Origin of the sequence: Rhodococcus sp. IEGM 1307 (genome assembly GCF_030056915.1) — a bacterium.
Lineage (GTDB): Bacteria > Actinomycetota > Actinomycetes > Mycobacteriales > Mycobacteriaceae > Rhodococcus_F > Rhodococcus_F opacus_D.
The window spans coordinates 343,871-359,721 of sequence record NZ_JASHKW010000001.1; the positions used below are offsets into that span (position 1 = coordinate 343,871).

A 15,851-nucleotide genomic window follows, 5' to 3' on the forward strand; every position below is an offset into this window, starting at 1 on the left:
GTATAGCAACGCTATGGAAGTAGCATAGCGGTGTGACAACAAGGAGTGTGGCCGGTAACGCCCGGGACCGTCTGCTGAAGGCGGCGGCCCAACTGCTCGACGAGGCCAAAGGCAAGCCCGTGTCCACCCGGGCCGTCTGCGACCTCGCCGGCGTCCAGGCCCCGACGCTGTACCACCACTTCGGCAGCAAACAGGGCCTGTTCGACGCGGTCGTGGAGTACGGGTTCGGCCAGTACATCCGGGGCACGAATCGGCGAGAGGACGACCCGGTCGACGATCTGCGGCACGGCTGGGACGATCACGTCCGCTACGGGCTCGACAATCCCTCGTTCTACGTTCTGTTGTACGGCCGGATCGCCCCGGGGGAGCCGTGTGCGGTGACCTCCGTCGCCGCGGCGAAGCTCCTCGAGTTGCTGACCGAGATCGCGCAGCAGGGCCGCCTGCGGGTGACGCCGGCAGTCGCCGCCGGACAATTCGTGGCGGCGAACGTCGGCATGACCCTGCACCTCATCGCTCAGCCGGAGGGCCGGGCCGACCTCTCCCTGTCACGGGAACTGCGGGACAACGTGATCGCCGGGCTGATCCGGCCGGCACCCGACGCTGTGAGGTCGGAGGCCTCCCGAGAGGTGGTCGAGAAGGCGGACGCGCTCGCACGCGCCCTCGACGCCGACGCGGGGCGGTCCGGGTTGAGCGCCGGCGAACTCCTCGTGCTGCGGGAATGGCTCGACAAGCTGGCGGCAGCCACCTAGCCCTCCGAGCGCCGCCGAAGTGTGCCGAGGATCTCGCGGTAGTGCAGGTGAGCCATGAAATGGCCACCGGTGCGGATGTTCAGCGTGGCACCGGGAATTCGGCGGGCGAGCGCGGGCGGCCAGTGCGTGGGCACGAGTTCGTCGTCGCTTCCACCCCAGACGTCGACCGGCACGGTCAGATCCTCGGGCGCGAACCCCCACGGCCGCATCCACGCGCGGTAGTCCTCCACCATCCCGGGCGCCGTCCGGAGTGCCTCACCGGACATGAGCGAGAAATTCCGGACCGGCTCGGAGCGGAGAACGGCCGCGTCCGCAGCACCGAGGTCGCGGGCACCGAGCCGCCGGAACAGCCGCGGAGCACGCAGCGCGACGGCACCCATGACACGAAAGCAGCTCCGCGCCACCAGCGGGGCGTGCTGGGACAGCCGGGTGAACGCGCGGTCCCCGGCGGGAAGCTGGGCGAACACCCCGGATTCGGTGAGGGGCAGGGCACCGGCGATCACCGCGACACTGGTCACGCGCGACGCGACCCTTGAGCCCACCGCGAGCGCGTACTGTCCGCCCATCGACCACCCCATGACACCGAAACGGCCGACACCGAGGTGATTCGCGAGGTCTTCGACGTCCCGGGCCCAGTCGAGGACCTTCCGGCCCGGCTGCGGATCCGACAGCCCGATCCCGGGACGGTCGGGGGACAGGAGACGGATGCCCGCGTCGCGAGCACTCCGGTCGGCGGCCGCGACGTCGAGGCGGCCGGCGAGTCCGCCGTGCGCGTTCACGACGGTGAATCCGCCGGGGTCGCCGTACTCCGCGAAACCCATCAGGCGTCCGTCGCGCAGCCGGATCACACGATCCTCGGGTCCGACATGAACTCTGGGCATGGGAAACCTCCGGCGGTCGAGGCGAGTCTATCCGGGGGAGGCCTCACGCAATCCGGACATCGTGACGACCGGAACCGGTGCCGTCGCCGGACGACACCGAGGTGACTGTCGCTAGGCTGACGTCCATGAGCAGTGCTGAAGAGCCGCTGACAGCGGGCCGCGACGGACTACTGTCGTTGCTTCGCAACGGGCAGCTGCCCTCGCGTGGGGCCAAGGCCCCGCAGCGGGAGCGTTACCAGCGGATCGTCGCCGCGGCGATGGAACTCGCCTCCGAGGGCGGGTACGACGCCGTGCAGATGCGGGCCATCGCCGATCGGGCCGGAGTCGCGCTGGGCACCGTGTACCGCTACTTCCCGTCGAAGAACCACATGCTGGTGATGGGCCTGTTGATGGTGTTCGAGGGGATGCGGTCCCGGTTCGAGGACGTCGCGATCCCGGGGGACACGCCGTCCGAGCGGATCCTGTTCGTCCTCCGGAAGAACACGGAAGTCCTCGAGAAGGACCGGCCCCGATACGAGGCGCTGGTGCGGGCGTTCATGTTCGCGGACGCGTCGGCTTCGGCCGAACTGGATGCGTTCGGCGCCCTGATGACCGAGATGTTCGCCAAGACCATCGGCGTCGACCAGATCTCCGACGACCAGCTGAACGCCATCCGCGTGATCGGCGACGTCTGGATGTCGAGCCTGGTGTCCTGGGTGGCCGGCCGCATCTCGGTGGACGAGGTGATGGCTCACCTCGGGCTCGCGGTCCGTCTCGTGTTCCGGCGCCTCGGCGGCTAGTTCGCGAGCTCAGCGGAACGACTGCCGGATCACCGGTTCTCGCCGCTCGAGGATGGTGGCGGTGTGCTGGCGCACCATGGCGTCGAGGTGCTCACCCTGCGGTGCGAGCCAGAAGTCGCCTCGATCGATGCCTGCGAAGACCAACTCGGCGAACGTGTCGGTGTCGAGTCCGTCGGTGCCCAGCAGTTCGCGCATCTGGGCGACCATCCGGTCGACGGCCGGATGGGAGATTGCCCCGAACGGGTTGTCGAACACGGACGTGACGACGGGCCCCGGCGCGAGCACGCTCGCGGACACGGGGGCGCCCACCATGCTCAACTCCATCTGCAGGCACTCGGTGATCGCGACGACCGCGAATTTCGATGCGCTGTACGGCGACATCATCGGACCGGGCGCGAATCCACCGACCGACGCCGTGTTGACGACGCGGCCGCCGCCCTGGTCGATCATGCGCGGAACGAACGCCCGGATCCCATTGACGACACCCGTGACGTTGACACCGAGGGCGGCGTCCCAGTCGGATTCGCCGAGTTGCCACAGGAACCCGGCGCGCATGATTCCGGCGTTGTTGAACAGCAGGTCCACCCGGCCGAACGAGTCGAACGCGAGATCGGCCAGGGCGTGGACGGACCCGGAGTCCGCTACGTCCGTTGCGCAGGTGAGGGCGGCTCCGCCCAGGTCCGCGGCCAGACGGTCCAGTGCGGCCGTGTCGATGTCGGCGAGCACCACGGTCATACCGCGGGCGTGCGCGTGCCGGGCGATTCCCGCCCCGATTCCCGAGGCCGCGCCGGTGACGACGACAACCTGCTTCTCACGTGTTTCCGGTTCCGTCACGGCTCGACCGTAGGGCCGTAGCCGGCCGAGTCGGCCCGGGTTTCTCTCTCAGCGGGAGGTATTCACGTGCCGCGACGCCACAGCGGTTCGAGGTCCGGGCCCTCCTCGCCCTGCTGTTGCGCGCCCCGGAAACGTGCCGCGAAGACGATCCAGCCGATGGCGGCCATGAGCAGGAAGCTGACCAGCCGGTAGACGACGATCGCGGATACCGCTTCGGCACCGGTCATTCCGCTGGCGGTCAGTGCGGGGACGAGCACCGCGTCCATGACACCGAGTCCTGCGGGCAGGAGCGGGATGGCCGACCCCGCGGCGTTGCCCGCCGCGTACGCGACGGCGAGTCCGGCGAACCCGGGATGTGCGCCGACCGCGTAGCACGCGAAGGCGAGGCACGAGGCGTCGGCGATCCAGTTGAACAGCGACCACCCGAACGCGCGGGCCGTGTCGCGGCGATCCATCCGGACGGCGCTCATCTGGTTCACGATGTGCTTCCACTGGCGAACACCGTTCAGGGGAGGCTTCTTTCGAAGTCTGTTGAATCCGCGCAGCGCGGTGATGCCGACACCCTCGAGGGCGTCGGGTCGCGATGCGGCGTACTGGGCCACCACCAGGAACGCGCACAGGCCGCCGAACGTGAAGATCAGCGAGAACGGGTTGGTCTTCGCCCCGACGAGCAGTGCGCCCGCCAGTCCGACGAGCGCCAGGCCGATCGCCTGGAGGACGCCGGCCATCACCAGTTGCCACGTCGCGACCACCGGTGAGGCACCCCAGAGGCGCGTCTGCCGGTACGTGAACGTCGTCGCCAGAACGGGGCCGCCGGGCAGTGTCACGCTCATCGAATTGGAGGCGAACGTCACCGCGAGGGACTGCCGCTGTCTGACGTGCACATCCGCGACCCCCAGCAGGCAGCGCTGGACGCGGGCGAAACTGGACATCGACGCCAGCGACGCCACGACGGCGGCGGCCACCCATCCCCAGTGGAGGTCGCCGAGGTTCTGGACGCTCTCCGAGAGGTCCGGCCAGATGAGGACGATCTCCACCGTGAGCACGACGACGAGGAGGCCGCCGATCACCCATTCGACACGACGCCTGCGGGGCGTCGGGCGGGCGTCTTCGGCGTCAGTCATACGCGTCCATTACACATGGCCGGTGATCACACCGTGTATCCGCCGTCGACGTCGAGCTTCTGTCCGGTGACGAACCCGGCCCGGTCGCTCGCGAGGAAACAGACCGCCTCGGCGACATCGACGGCGGTGCCGAATCGGCGTAACGGTATCCGGCTCGTGGCGGCGTCGAGTGCGCGCTGATCGAGTTCTTCGGAGCTGATCAGCCGCTCGGCCATGCCGTCGGTGAGCATTCCCGGGCCGACCGAGTTGAAGCGGACGCCGTAGCGGCCCTCCTCGGCGGCGAATCCTTTGACCAGCTGTTCGATCGCGCCCTTCGTGCCAGGCGACAGTCCGTCGCGCACCGGGAATCGGCTGGTGGCCGCGGTCGTGACCGCGACGACGGATCCGGACGCCTCCCGCAGCGCGGGCAGGGCGGCCTTGACGACGGTGAAGAAGGCGACGGCCTCCTGTTCGAGGTGTTCGGCGTAGTCCCGGGGAGCGACCTCGGACAGGTGGATCATCGGAATGTGCGGTCCCGCGGCGTGAACGAGGATGCCGATGCCGCCGAAGTGCTCGACGGTCTGCTTGACGACACTCGCGACGCGGGGCTGGTCGGTGAGGTCGGCGGAGAACGCCTGCGCTCCGACGCCGCGGCCTTCCAGTTCGCCGACGAGGTCCGCGGCGACGTCGGCATTGGATCGGTAGGTGATGGCCACGTCGTGGCCGAGGGCTGCGAGTTGCCGTGCGATGGCGGAGCCGATGCCGCCGGTGCCGCCCGTGACGAGTGCGGCGCAACGACGTCGGGGGGTGCTGGTGGCGGGTGTCGCCATGAGGAACTCCAAGCGTGTGAGGGACGAGCGTCCCTAACCTAGCAACTGCTTGGTTTCGGTGTGCGGGGAAACGGTTCACCCCGGCCGAGCGCAGCCTAGCCTGGCTATCCGACCAGGCCTTTTCGCCTTAGCCTGAACGCATGTCAGCAGAGAACGCCGAGCGGGCCGAGCCCTCGGGGCATCCCGACGAGCCGCACGCGCCCAGTCTGGCGAGCCGCCTCAACTGGTTGCGGGCCGGTGTCCTCGGCGCCGACGACGGCATCGTGTCGACCGCCGGGCTGGTGGTCGGCGTGGCCGCGGCAACCACCGAGCGAGCGGCAATATTCACCGCCGGATTCGCGGGTCTCGCGGCCGGCGCGGTGTCGATGGCGCTGGGCGAATACGTCTCGGTGAGCACCCAGCGCGACACCGAACGCGCGCTGCTGTCGAAAGAACGGCGCGAACTCACCGAGACCCCCGACGCCGAATTCGAGGAACTCGTCGCGATGTACGAGGCCAAGGGGCTGAGTGACGACACCGCCCGGACGGTCGCGCGCGAACTCACCGATCACGATGCGTTCGCCGCCCACGTGGACGTCGAACTGGGCATCGACCCGGACGATCTGACCAGCCCCTGGCAGGCCGCCGGGTCCTCGGCGCTGTCCTTCACGCTCGGCGCCCTGATCCCGTTGCTGGCGATTCTCCTACCGCCTGTGCACCTGCGCATTCCGGTGGCGTTCGTCGCGGTGCTGGTCGCGCTGGCGCTCACGGGCACCGTGAGCGCGGCTCTCGGCGGCGCACAGCGCACCCGGGCAGTGCTCCGCGTCGTGCTGGGCGGGGCACTCGCGATGATCGTCACGTACGGAATCGGCCAGCTGGTGGGGACGAGCATCGCCTAGCTTCGGGCGACAGTCACTCGCTCCGGCAGATCATGACCGGACATTTCGCGTGGTGGAGCAGATTCTGGCTCGTCGAGCCCATCAATGCGCCGAGCCACGGTCCCCGGCCGTGGCTGCCGACGACGATCAGCTGAGCGTCCCCCGCATGCCGCAGGAGGACGTCGGCTGCGGCGCCCTGCTCGGCCACCCTGGTCACAGACACGTCCGGGTATCGTTCCGATTCGCCCGCGAGGGCCTCGGAGAGCAGCGCCTCCTCTTCCTGCTTCACGGCATCCCAGTCGACGAGCATGCCGGTGCCGCCCGCGCCGAGCGTGGGGGAGCCCTGCCACGTGTGGACGGCGCTCAGCGGCGCCTCGAAGAACGACGCGTACTCGAATGCGTGGGCCACCGCGTCGCGGCTGAGGTCGCTTCCGTCGACCCCGACGACAACCGGACGCTGGTCGGGTGTGGTGACTTCACCCCGGAGAACGGTCACCGGGCAGGGTGCGCGGTTGACGACGTGCAGCGCCGTCGAGCCGAGCAGCACCGATCGGATCGCTCCCGTTCCCGTGGATCCGAGCACGATCAACCGCGCCCAGTCGGCGGCCTCGAGCAGTGCGGTGCCCGCCGGACCGGGACTGATGGTCGTCTCGATTTCCAGACCGGGGAACTTCGGTCCCAGCAGCCGCTTCGCCGTCCCGATGATGGCCTCACCGTCCTCACGCAGCTGACTGAGGAACTGCGACTCCAGCATGATCGCAGCGGGGCTGTACAGCGGACCGTCCTGTGGCAGTGCGTGCACGAGCGACAGCGTGGCACCCCACTTCGACGCGACTGCGGCGCCCCACAGGGCGGCGGCGGTGGAGGCGTCGGATCCGTCCAGGCCGACGACGACGGAATGACTGGCGGGTGTGCTCACGTCTGGCTCCCTTCGCTCACGCTGTTGGGTACTCCCCGACTGTGCCCTACTTCCAGACTTTTCGGGCCGCCTTCCTCGCGGTCTTCCACTCGGGTTTCACCAGCGGCGTCAGGGTGTCGCCGCGATCGAGCTCACGTTGCAAGAGCATTCCGAGGCCCAGGCTCGACTCGGCGGAGTGCTGATCCTCCGCGACCATCGCGAGGATGTGGTCCCGTGCGACGACCGCGTCCTGGTACTCGCCGAGCACGTCCTGAAAGCCCTTGAACTTCGTCTGAGCGCGGTCGGAGGCTTTCGGTGCCAGCGAGCTCGTCGCCTCGATCGCATAACGCATTCGCTTGGCGCGCTTGCGCGCTCGGTGTGTCAGTTCATCGCGCTCGGCCCGGGTGGTCGCGGCCGCCGTCTTCCGCACGCGCTTACGGACGGACTTCGACAAGGTGCGCAGGGATTTCGTCACGGCCTTCTTCGACGGGCCGCCGTCCCCGGACGCCTCGACGGCGACGAGGAATGTGTCGAGCCCGGCGAGCAGGTCGAGGTAGCGCTGGGAGTTGAGGGCGGCCAGGGCCGCGGGCCGGGCCGTCGCGGCGAGTCCCGAGAAGTATTCGTCGAGGCGCGCCCGCACGACCTCGCGGTCGGGTATTTCCTCGGCGCCGCCCAGCCGATCCACGAGCCGGCTCCACTGCACCTCGGTGTCCCGCGCCGAGCCGAGGGCCTGACCGACCCAGCGGAGTTCGACGATCAACTCGTCGACCGTTTCCTGGTCGCGCAGGCTGGACCCGTACACCTGGAGGACACTCCGGATACGCCGGGCCGAGACCCGGAGGTCGTGGACGGACTCCTCGAGGTTGCGCCGCACGCCGAGGTCGGCCGTCACGAGAGAATCCTTCTGCGCCGCCAGATACTCCAGTAGCAGTGTCCGGGGAGTGGACCCCTTCTTCCTGCGCGCGGGGCGCGGGGTGCCGGTCACCGCGTCGCCGAGCGCCCGCCGCAACTTCGACGGCGCGTCCGACCGGGCTATCCCGGCGTCCGTCAGCCGGGAGTCGATGGCGTCGAACAGGTTTCGGTCTCCGGCCCCGAGCTCCACTTCGATCTCGCGCCACACCCGCTCGTCGGATCCGGTCCCCGTCTCGGGGACGGCGGCGATCACGACGTCCGAGACGACCTCGGCGAGCGTCGTCCCCGCCGCGTCCACGAGCCGCTGCCGTTCGCGGTCGGTGCTGATGAGCGCAACCGGGTTCAGGGCGGCGCCGCGGGTGACGGCCGTGAGCAGTTCCGCGAATTCCCGGGGCACTTCCGTCTCGGGGAGCTCGGCGTCGGGCGCCAGCTGCAGCTCGGTCCGCTCGTCCGCACCTGCCGGGATCTTCAGGTGCCAGCCGGCGTCGTCGCCGCCCTCCCGGCGGCGGAGGGTGATTCCGGCGCGGAGCAGCAGGAGTTCGCCCGTGTCGTAGTACAGGGCGGACAGCTGGATCGAGTCGAGCAGAGGTTCGCCGTCCACACCGGGCAGTCCCGAGAGGCTGGGTATCTGCTGCTCCGAACCGGCCTCGTACTTGCGTTCCACTTCGGAGACGGACGTCGCGATACTCATGTCACCATCCTTCCGGCTGAGCGGGCCGGGGGAAAGAATCCGAGGTCAGCTCGGCCAGTCGAGGCTCCGGACGCTCGCGAAGCGTCGCGTGACGCCGGAGTAGGGGTCGACGAACTCGACGGACCGGGCCAGCAGCCGCAGCGGCGTCGAATAGTCGTCGGCGGCAACGTCGTAGAAGTCGGGATAGAAGTTGTCGCCGTGGATCGGGATACCCAGCGAACTCATGTGCAGCCGTAACTGGTGCGTCTTGCCGGTGTGCGGCAGCAGCCGGTACCGGGCCGCGTCGCCGTGGACCTCGAGGAGTTCGATGCGGCTCTCGCTGTTGGCGGGACCGTCCACCTCGTACGCCTTCAGGACGCCCCGCTCCTTGACGATTCGACTGCGGACGGTGGCGGGTAGCGGGAGATCGGGGTCGTAACGCGCGACCGCCTCGTATTCCTTGACCACCCGGCGCTGGTCGAACAGCGACTGGTAGTCGCGCCGGACCTCCCGCCGCACCGTGAAGATCAGCACCCCGGCGGTCAGCCGGTCGAGCCGGTGCGCGGGTGTCAGTTCCGGGAGGTCGAGGTCTCGGCGCAACCGGACCAGCGCCGACTCGGCGATGTACGCGCCGCGCGGGGTGCTGGCCAGGAAGTGAGGCTTGTCCACGACGAGGAGATCCTCGTCGCGGTGCAGGATCTCGATCTCGAACGGGACCCGCTTCTCGACCGGCGGATCCCGGTACAGGTACACGAATCTGCGGGGGGCGAACGGGGTGTCCTCGGTGATCGGCTGCCCGCGCTCGTCGACGACTTCCGCTGTGGCGACCTTCTCGCGGAGGCGGGTCTCGTCGTGCGGAAAACGTGCGACCAGGTACTCGAGCACGGTGGGCCACGCGCCGTCGTCCGGCATCCTCAGCCGCGTCGGGTTGAGGCCGTCGCGGACGGGAAGCGGGGCGTCGGGCACCTCGTCACGGTAGTCGACAGGCTGCGGAAATCCGCCGTTGACCGCCGGGGGACTCGAGGTTACTATCCGGTAAGTTTGTGACGCGGGCCACCCTGACTGGCCGCTGAGGCGCGTCATCGGGATTTCACGGGGGTTCGAAGTGATCGTGCGTCGATGGGCGTTTCGACCGGGTGCGGTGGCAGTCGCTCTGGCGATGGGGGTGGGGCTCGCGGTGGTGCCCACGGTGACGGCGTCGGCGGATCCGACGGGTGGGGCGGCCGGGGCCGCGTGGAACGCGGCGGTCGACGCGCCGCCCGAGTACCCGGTGATCGCGATCGACTGGGATGTCCCCATCACCATGAGCGACGGAACGGTGCTGAAGGCCAACGTCTATCGCCCCGCGGACGCCTCCGGCACGCCGATCGACACCAGGATGCCGTCGGTTCTCAATGTCACGCCGTACACGAAGCTGGTCGGCAACGTCGTCGATTCCGTGTTCGCGGTGCCGGGACTCGAGGACACCGTCGTCGACCTGGTGAACTCGTTCGATCTCGCCGGAACCCCGTTCGACGGTGTCGGCGAAGCGGCGAAGGTGCTCACCGGTGGCGGCATGCGCGTCTTCGGCATCAACCGCGACCTCGTCCGGAACGGGTACACCCAGGTGGTGGTCGATGCGCGGGGCACCGGCTTCTCCCAGGGGGAATGGCAGGCGCTCGGTCCGCTCGAGCAGCAGGACTCCGTCGAGATCATCGACTGGATGAGCAAGCAGGAATGGTCCGACGGCACGGTCGGCATGGCGGGGGTGTCCTATTCGGGAATCAACTCGCTGCAGGCCGCGGGGCATCAGCCGCCGGCGTTGAAGGCCATCTTCCCGACCGAACCGGGCAACGATCTGCTCCGCGACATCGTCGGAACGGGCGGTGGTCTCGGCGTGGGATTCATGCCGCTGTGGCTGTCGCTGGTCAACGGTCTCAAGTTCGTTCCCGACGTCCAGGCCATCGCGCAGGGGCGCTTCGACCAGCAGTGGTTGCAGGATCGGTTGCGGGATCCGCTGACACTGTTCCCCGCACTGATCGAGGCCATGACCGCGCCGGACATCAACGGTCTCGACCCCGGCACGCTGCGGGTGGCGCAGGACGGCCAGTTCTACGAGGAGCGGAAGGCGCAGGCCGCGAACATCGAGGTGCCGACGATGCTCTACGGCGCGTGGCACGACATCTTCGCGAACAGCGAGCCGCGGGTCTACAACGACATCCCACTGCCTGCCGGTGAGAAGCAGCTGATCATGAGCGACGCCTACCACATCTCGTTCGGTGGCGGCTTCGGCGAACAGGGTGCGCCGCCCCGACTCGACGTCCTCGAACGCGCCTGGTTCGACAAGTGGCTGAAGGGCATCGACAACGGCATCGACGAGTACGGCCCGGTCACGCTGTACCAGCAGGGCAACGGCTGGACCACCACCGATCAGTTTCCGCGGGCCGGTGTCGACTACCAGCGGATGTACCTGTCGGGTGCCCCCAGTGGCACCGCCGGGCACGCCGCCCACGACGGCAGCCTGGTGTCGGCGAAACCCGGCGACGCGGCACGACTCACCGTCGCACCCGGCCTTCGCGGGCTCTGTTCCCGCGACGGCGCACAGGGCACCGCAGGCGCGGCCGTCGTCTTCGGATCGGTGTGCAGCAAGGACTCCCGGTTCGCCGAGGCCGAGGGGCTGACGTTCACCAGCGCCCCCGTCGCGCAGCCGACCGAGCTGTCGGGTCCGGTCAATCTGCACCTCGAAACGGTGCTCGACGCCCCGGACGGATTCTGGGCGGTGACACTGAACGACGTCGCACCGGACGGCACGTCGACCCCGCTCACCAATGGCGCTCTCACCGCTTCCATGCGGGCCGTGGACGATTCGAAGAGCACCAAGTCGGCGAACGGCGACTACACCGAACCGCACCACTATCTGACGGTGGACGCGCGTCAGCCGCTGGTGCCGGGTGAAGTGACACCGGTGGATATCAACTTCGTGCCCACCGACGCCGTCCTCGCGCCGGGGCACCGGCTGCGCGTCGACGTGTACGCGGGCAGCGTCCCCCGGTACCTGCCGCTCGGACCGATTCTGGCCGACAGCCAACTGAAGCCGCAGCACGTCGCGTTGTCCCCGGATCGGCCGAGTTTCCTCAATCTGCCGCTGGTCGGAGCGCAGGCGTGGTGAAAGGTTCACGCCAACTCCCGAGATCCGTAGGGTTGACGCCATGACCAAGTGGACAGCTTCGGACATCGTCGATCAGAGCGGCCGCACGTTCGTCGTCACGGGCGCCAACAGTGGTCTCGGGGAGGTGGCCGCGCGGGCCCTGGGCAAGGCGGGGGCGCACGTCGTGCTGGCCTGCCGTAACACCCACAAGGGGGAGGTCGTCGCACGGTCGATCGGTGACAACGCCGAGGTGCGCCGCCTCGATCTGTCCGACCTCGCCTCGGTGCGCGAGTTCGCCGCCGGCGTCGAATCCGTCGACGTGCTCGTCAACAACGCCGGCGTGATGGCGGTTCCGCAGCGCACGACCGCCGACGGATTCGAAATGCAGATCGGCACAAACCATCTCGGGCACTTCGCGTTGACCGGCCTGCTGCTCGACAAGATCACCGATCGGGTCGCCACGATGTCGAGTGCGGCACATCAGGCGGGAACGATTCACCTCGACGACCTCAACTGGGAACGCCGCAAGTACAACCGCTGGAGCGCCTACGGGCAGTCGAAACTCGCGAATCTGCTGTTCACGTACGAGTTGCAGCGCAGGCTGTCCGCGGCGGGGTCACCCGTGAAAGCGGTGGCCGCGCACCCCGGTTACGCATCGACCAATCTGCAGGCCCACACCGAGTCGGTGCAGGACAAGCTGATGGCCGTCGGCAACCGGATCTTCGCGCAGTCGGCGGAGATGGGGGCGCTGCCGATGCTGTACGCGGCAACGGCATCCGACGTGATCGGTGGCAGCTACATCGGGCCGGACGGCCTGTTCGAGCAGCGTGGCCATCCGAAGGTGGTGGGCTCCAACAAGAAGTCGCGGGACGAGCACACCGCGCGGGCGCTGTGGGCGCTGTCGGAGGACCTGACGGGCGTCGAGTTCACGTTCGGGTGACGCGACGCCCGTCAGGGTTGCTCAGTCTTCGGTGACCTCGAGGGTGACGTCGATGTTGCCGCGGGTGGCGTTGGAGTAGGGGCACACCTGGTGTGCCTTCTCGGTCAACTCGAGCGCCTCGGCGCGCGGCAGGTGGGGCAGGGAAACCTCGAGAGTGACGGCGAGACCGAATCCGCCGCTGTCCGTCGGGCCGATGCCGACGCGGGCGCCGACGGCCGAGTCGGCGACGTTCGCCTTCGCCTGACGGCCGACCAGCTGGAGCGCGGAGTGGAAGCATGCCGCGTATCCGGCGGCGAACAGCTGCTCGGGGTTGGTGCCGTCGCCGGACCCGCCCATCTCGGTGGGGATCGCGAGGTTCAGGTCGAGCTTGCCGTCGGACGTGCGGGCGTGGCCGTTGCGGCCTTCTCCGGTCGCGAGGGCTTCGGCGGTGTAGACGATCTTCATGGTTACTTCTCTCCTGTAGGGGTGGTGAAGCTGTGAAGTGATTCGGTGAGCCGCGACAGGGTGTCCCGGAGGGCGACGAGTTCGTCGATCTCCATTCCCGTCGAGTCGGCGAGTTCGGCGGGGATGCCCTCCGCGGCGGCGCGGAGGGCCGCACCCTTCTCGGTGAGGTGGATCCCGACCCGGCGCTCGTCGGCCGAGGAGCGCCGGCGTTCGACCAGGCCCAGGGTTTCGAGCCGCTTGAGCAGTGGAGACAGCGTGCCGGTGTCGAGGTCGAGGGCGTCGCAGATCTCACGTACTCCGCGGCCGTCCCGTTCCCAGAGCACCAACAGCACGAGGTACTGCGGGTAGGTCACTCCCAACGAGTCGAGCATCGACCGGTATCTCGCCGTCATGGCCCGGGAAGCCGAGTACAGGGCGAAGCACACCTGGCGGTCGAGGGTGAGGTTGTCGGTCACCACTGAATAGTTGCACACAACTAGGTTGTGCACAACCAAGAACTGGAATCGGTGATTGCGCTTACACTGTTGGCCAGTGACACGGGGTGCTGCCCGGCGACGAGCCGGACGGCTGAGAACAGACCCGTCGAACCTGAACTGGGTAATGCCGGCGAAGGGATGTCGCGGAGGCGCCCGTATGCGCTCATCCGATGTCTCGTCGCCGACCGAACGGAAGGTGACAGCATGCAGCTCGACAAGCAGATCGTCCTGGTGACCGGCGGTGGGCGGGGCCTCGGCGCCGCCATCGTGCGGTCGTTCGCGGCGCAGAACGCGCGGGTGATCGTGAACTACCGGAACAGCCGGGACGCGGCCGAAGAACTCGCGGCGTCCCTGGGCGCGGACCGTGCGGTCGCGCTCCGGGCAGACGTCACCGATGCCGGACAGGTGGCGGCCCTGTTCTCCGCGGCGGAGGAGCACTTCGGCTCCCCGGTGACCACGGTGATCAACAACGCGCTCGCCGACTTCTCCTTCAACGGCGACGCACGCGACAAGGCGGACGTCATCACGTGGGAGTCCTTCGACTCGCAGCTGCGTGGCAGCGTGAAGGCGACGCTGCACACGACGCAGGCCGCGCTGCCGGGCATGCGTTCGCTCGGGTTCGGCCGGATTGTGAACATCGGCACCAACCTGTTCCAGAACCCCGTCGTCCCGTACCACGACTACACGGCCGCCAAGGCCGCCGCGCTGTCGCTGACCCGCACGCTCGCCGCCGACCTCGGTCCCGACGGCATCACCGTCAACATGGTCTCGGGCGGGCTGCTCCGCACCACCGACGCGAGCGCCGCCACTCCCGACGAGGTGTTCGACCTCATCGCGGCGAGCACCCCGCTGCAGCGCGTCACCACCCCGGACGAATTCGCCGACGCGGTGCTGTTCTTCGCGTCCCCGTGGTCGCGGTCGGTGACCGGCCAGAACCTCGTCGTCGACGGCGGACTGGTCAAGGACTGACATGACCGACGTCCGGCAACTGCACTTCAACGCATTCCTCTACAGCTGCGGGCACCACGGCGCCGCGTGGCGGCACCCCTCGTCCCAGGTGGAGCGACTCTGCGACATCGCCTACTACGAGGAGTTGGCGCAGACCGCGGAGCGGGGCTGCCTCGACGCGGTGTTCTTCGCGGACGGGCATTCGGTGCGCGACCCCGCGTCCGGAGGCATGTGGTTCCTGGAACCGCTCACCGCGCTGTCCGCGATGGCGCGGGCGACGGAGCGGGTCGGACTGGTGACGACGGTGTCCACCACGTTCTACACACCGTTCCACGCCGCCCGGATGCTGGCGTCGCTCGACCACATCAGCGGCGGCCGCGCCGGCTGGAACGTGGTGACGTCGATGTTCGACGCCGAAGCGCGCAACCACGGGCTCGAGGAGATGCCGCCGCACGACGAACGCTATTCGCGTGCCGCAGAATTCGTCGACGTGGCACTCGCCCTGTGGGATTCGTGGGCGCCCGACGCGCTCGTGCTCGACCGGGACGGCATCTTCGCGGACCCGGCCAAGGTGAAGCCGGTCGAGCATCGGGGAAAGCATTTCCTCGTGGACGGTCCGCTGAACGTGCCGCACTCGCCGCAGGGTCGTCCCGTGCTGTTCCAGGCGGGCGCGTCCGATCAGGGCCGCGACCTGGCCGCCCGGTGCGCCGAGGGCATCTACGCCGTCGCCTACGACCTCACGGCCGCGCAGAGCTACTACGACGACGTGAAGCGGCGCATCCGCGCGGCGGGCCGCGACGCCGACGCGGTGACCGTGATGCCCGGTCTCGTGACCTATGTCGGTTCGACCACCGAGGAGGCCCGGCGGAAGAAGGCGGAACTCGACGCGCTCCTGCCCGTCGAACAGTCGCTGGCGCAGTTGTCGATGTTCGTCCAGCAGGACTGCAGTGCCTGGGAACTGGACGCTCCCGTTCCCGCGCTGCCGCCGCTGTCGGAGTTCACCGGGCCGCAGGGCCGGTACGACACGATCCTGCGGATCATCGAGAAGGACCGTCCCACCGTGCGGTCGCTGCTGGGCACGTTGGCGGCCGGCGGTGGCCACTGCACCATGATCGGAACCCCGGAATCGATCGCCGACGAGATCGAGATGTGGTTCCGCCGCGGCGGGGCCGACGGCTTCAACCTGATGCCGCCGCTCTACCCGAACGGCCTCGCAGACTTCGTCGACGAGGTGATCCCCGTCCTGCAGAAGCGTGGGCTGTTCCGCGCGGAGTATGAGACAGAGACTCTGCGCGACCATCTCCGGGGGCGCCCGTAGTTGCCACCACAAAGAACACAACCTTCTCTAAGTACGCAACAGTGACTGTGAGCGTCCCTCCCCCCGACACTGGCTGTTATCGCGA

The 15,851-nt window shown here is 68.7% G+C and carries 16 protein-coding genes and 1 riboswitch; of the genes, 7 read left to right on the top strand and 9 right to left on the bottom strand.

Annotated elements, in window-relative coordinates:
* Positions 1-32 precede the first annotated feature (32 nt).
* Positions 33-749 (top strand): TetR/AcrR family transcriptional regulator, encoded by a 717-nt coding sequence (locus QM841_RS01630; protein WP_280778689.1) that lies wholly within the window; start codon positions 33-35, stop codon positions 747-749.
* On the opposite strand, the gene QM841_RS01635 is transcribed toward QM841_RS01630, so the two are convergent.
* On the bottom strand, positions 746-1,630 hold the full coding sequence (locus QM841_RS01635; protein ID WP_283330679.1) for an alpha/beta fold hydrolase: 885 nt from the start codon (positions 1,628-1,630) through the stop codon (positions 746-748). The genes QM841_RS01630 and QM841_RS01635 overlap by 4 nt on opposite strands.
* 125 nt (positions 1,631-1,755) lie before the next feature.
* On the opposite strand from QM841_RS01635, the gene QM841_RS01640 reads away from it, so the two are divergent.
* Entirely contained in the window at positions 1,756-2,409 is a 654-nt protein-coding gene (locus QM841_RS01640) for a TetR family transcriptional regulator (RefSeq protein ID WP_283330680.1), read from the top strand.
* A 9-nt stretch (positions 2,410-2,418) separates the two neighbouring features.
* Here QM841_RS01640 and QM841_RS01645 read toward each other — a convergent pair whose 3' ends face one another.
* From QM841_RS01645 to QM841_RS01655, 3 genes are all read right to left on the bottom strand, one after another.
* Positions 2,419-3,243 carry an SDR family oxidoreductase gene (locus QM841_RS01645; protein ID WP_280778687.1) on the bottom strand — a complete coding sequence of 275 codons (825 nt, stop codon included), beginning with the start codon at positions 3,241-3,243 and terminating at the stop codon, positions 2,419-2,421.
* 62 nt (positions 3,244-3,305) lie between these two features.
* Positions 3,306-4,367, bottom strand: a complete 1,062-nt coding sequence (locus tag QM841_RS01650; protein WP_283330681.1) for a lysylphosphatidylglycerol synthase transmembrane domain-containing protein — start codon at positions 4,365-4,367, stop codon at positions 3,306-3,308.
* A gap of 26 nt (positions 4,368-4,393) precedes the next feature.
* Positions 4,394-5,176, bottom strand: a complete 783-nt coding sequence (locus tag QM841_RS01655) for an SDR family NAD(P)-dependent oxidoreductase (protein ID WP_280778684.1) — start codon at positions 5,174-5,176, stop codon at positions 4,394-4,396.
* 140 nt (positions 5,177-5,316) lie between these two features.
* On the opposite strand from QM841_RS01655, the gene QM841_RS01660 reads away from it, so the two are divergent.
* Complete coding sequence (locus QM841_RS01660) at positions 5,317-6,054, top strand: VIT1/CCC1 transporter family protein (RefSeq protein ID WP_283330682.1); 738 nt, start codon at positions 5,317-5,319, stop codon at positions 6,052-6,054.
* 13 nt (positions 6,055-6,067) lie between these two features.
* Here QM841_RS01660 and QM841_RS01665 read toward each other — a convergent pair whose 3' ends face one another.
* The 3 genes from QM841_RS01665 to QM841_RS01675 are packed head-to-tail and all read right to left on the bottom strand — an operon-like array spanning position 6,068 to position 9,479.
* Entirely contained in the window at positions 6,068-6,952 is an 885-nt protein-coding gene (locus tag QM841_RS01665) for a universal stress protein (RefSeq protein ID WP_280778682.1), read from the bottom strand.
* A 46-nt stretch (positions 6,953-6,998) separates the two neighbouring features.
* Positions 6,999-8,534, bottom strand: coding sequence for a CYTH and CHAD domain-containing protein (locus tag QM841_RS01670; protein WP_283330683.1), 1,536 nt, complete (start codon positions 8,532-8,534; stop codon positions 6,999-7,001).
* 45 nt (positions 8,535-8,579) lie between these two features.
* Positions 8,580-9,479 carry a pseudouridine synthase gene (locus tag QM841_RS01675; protein WP_283330684.1) on the bottom strand — a complete coding sequence of 300 codons (900 nt, stop codon included), beginning with the start codon at positions 9,477-9,479 and terminating at the stop codon, positions 8,580-8,582.
* Between the two features lie 193 nt (positions 9,480-9,672).
* Here QM841_RS01675 and QM841_RS01680 point away from each other — a divergent pair, with 193 nt between their 5' ends.
* Together QM841_RS01680 and QM841_RS01685 are read left to right on the top strand one after the other, a co-directional pair.
* Positions 9,673-11,661: a CocE/NonD family hydrolase gene (locus QM841_RS01680; protein ID WP_283330959.1), complete on the top strand. Its 1,989-nt coding sequence runs from the start codon at positions 9,673-9,675 to the stop codon at positions 11,659-11,661.
* Positions 11,662-11,701: 40 nt separating this feature from the next.
* The gene (locus QM841_RS01685) at positions 11,702-12,580 is read left to right on the top strand and encodes an oxidoreductase (RefSeq protein WP_280778679.1); all 879 of its coding nucleotides are present in this window, start codon (positions 11,702-11,704) and stop codon (positions 12,578-12,580) included.
* A 21-nt stretch (positions 12,581-12,601) separates the two neighbouring features.
* Here QM841_RS01685 and QM841_RS01690 read toward each other — a convergent pair whose 3' ends face one another.
* A complete protein-coding gene (locus QM841_RS01690) occupies positions 12,602-13,024 on the bottom strand; it encodes an organic hydroperoxide resistance protein (protein WP_005255157.1) in 423 nt (140 codons plus the stop codon).
* Positions 13,025-13,026: 2 nt separating this feature from the next.
* Positions 13,027-13,479, bottom strand: a complete 453-nt coding sequence (locus QM841_RS01695; protein ID WP_007301081.1) for a MarR family winged helix-turn-helix transcriptional regulator — start codon at positions 13,477-13,479, stop codon at positions 13,027-13,029.
* Positions 13,480-13,551: 72 nt separating this feature from the next.
* A riboswitch (TPP riboswitch) is annotated at positions 13,552-13,656 on the top strand.
* Positions 13,657-13,704: 48 nt separating this feature from the next.
* Here QM841_RS01695 and QM841_RS01700 point away from each other — a divergent pair.
* Both QM841_RS01700 and QM841_RS01705 read left to right on the top strand, forming a co-directional pair.
* A complete protein-coding gene (locus tag QM841_RS01700; RefSeq protein WP_283330685.1) occupies positions 13,705-14,469 on the top strand; it encodes a 3-oxoacyl-ACP reductase in 765 nt (254 codons plus the stop codon).
* A 1-nt stretch (position 14,470) separates the two neighbouring features.
* Positions 14,471-15,766 carry an LLM class flavin-dependent oxidoreductase gene (locus QM841_RS01705; RefSeq protein WP_280778677.1) on the top strand — a complete coding sequence of 432 codons (1,296 nt, stop codon included), beginning with the start codon at positions 14,471-14,473 and terminating at the stop codon, positions 15,764-15,766.
* Positions 15,767-15,851 lie beyond the last annotated feature (85 nt).

Bases quoted from the DNA above. Each gene is read 5' to 3' on its own strand.
- QM841_RS01635 (WP_283330679.1), bottom strand. From the start codon at position 1,630: ATGCCCAGAGTTCATGTCGGACCCGAGGATCGTGTGATCCGGCTGCGC.
- QM841_RS01640 (WP_283330680.1), top strand. From the start codon at position 1,756: ATGAGCAGTGCTGAAGAGCCGCTGACAGCGGGCCGCGACGGACTACTG.
- QM841_RS01650 (WP_283330681.1), bottom strand. From the start codon at position 4,367: ATGACTGACGCCGAAGACGCCCGCCCGACGCCCCGCAGGCGTCGTGTC.
- QM841_RS01655 (WP_280778684.1), bottom strand. From the start codon at position 5,176: ATGGCGACACCCGCCACCAGCACCCCCCGACGTCGTTGCGCCGCACTC.
- QM841_RS01660 (WP_283330682.1), top strand. From the start codon at position 5,317: ATGTCAGCAGAGAACGCCGAGCGGGCCGAGCCCTCGGGGCATCCCGAC.
- QM841_RS01670 (WP_283330683.1), bottom strand. From the start codon at position 8,534: ATGAGTATCGCGACGTCCGTCTCCGAAGTGGAACGCAAGTACGAGGCC.
- QM841_RS01680 (WP_283330959.1), top strand. From the start codon at position 9,673: ATGGGGGTGGGGCTCGCGGTGGTGCCCACGGTGACGGCGTCGGCGGAT.
- QM841_RS01685 (WP_280778679.1), top strand. From the start codon at position 11,702: ATGACCAAGTGGACAGCTTCGGACATCGTCGATCAGAGCGGCCGCACG.
- QM841_RS01690 (WP_005255157.1), bottom strand. From the start codon at position 13,024: ATGAAGATCGTCTACACCGCCGAAGCCCTCGCGACCGGAGAAGGCCGC.
- QM841_RS01700 (WP_283330685.1), top strand. From the start codon at position 13,705: ATGCAGCTCGACAAGCAGATCGTCCTGGTGACCGGCGGTGGGCGGGGC.
- QM841_RS01705 (WP_280778677.1), top strand. From the start codon at position 14,471: ATGACCGACGTCCGGCAACTGCACTTCAACGCATTCCTCTACAGCTGC.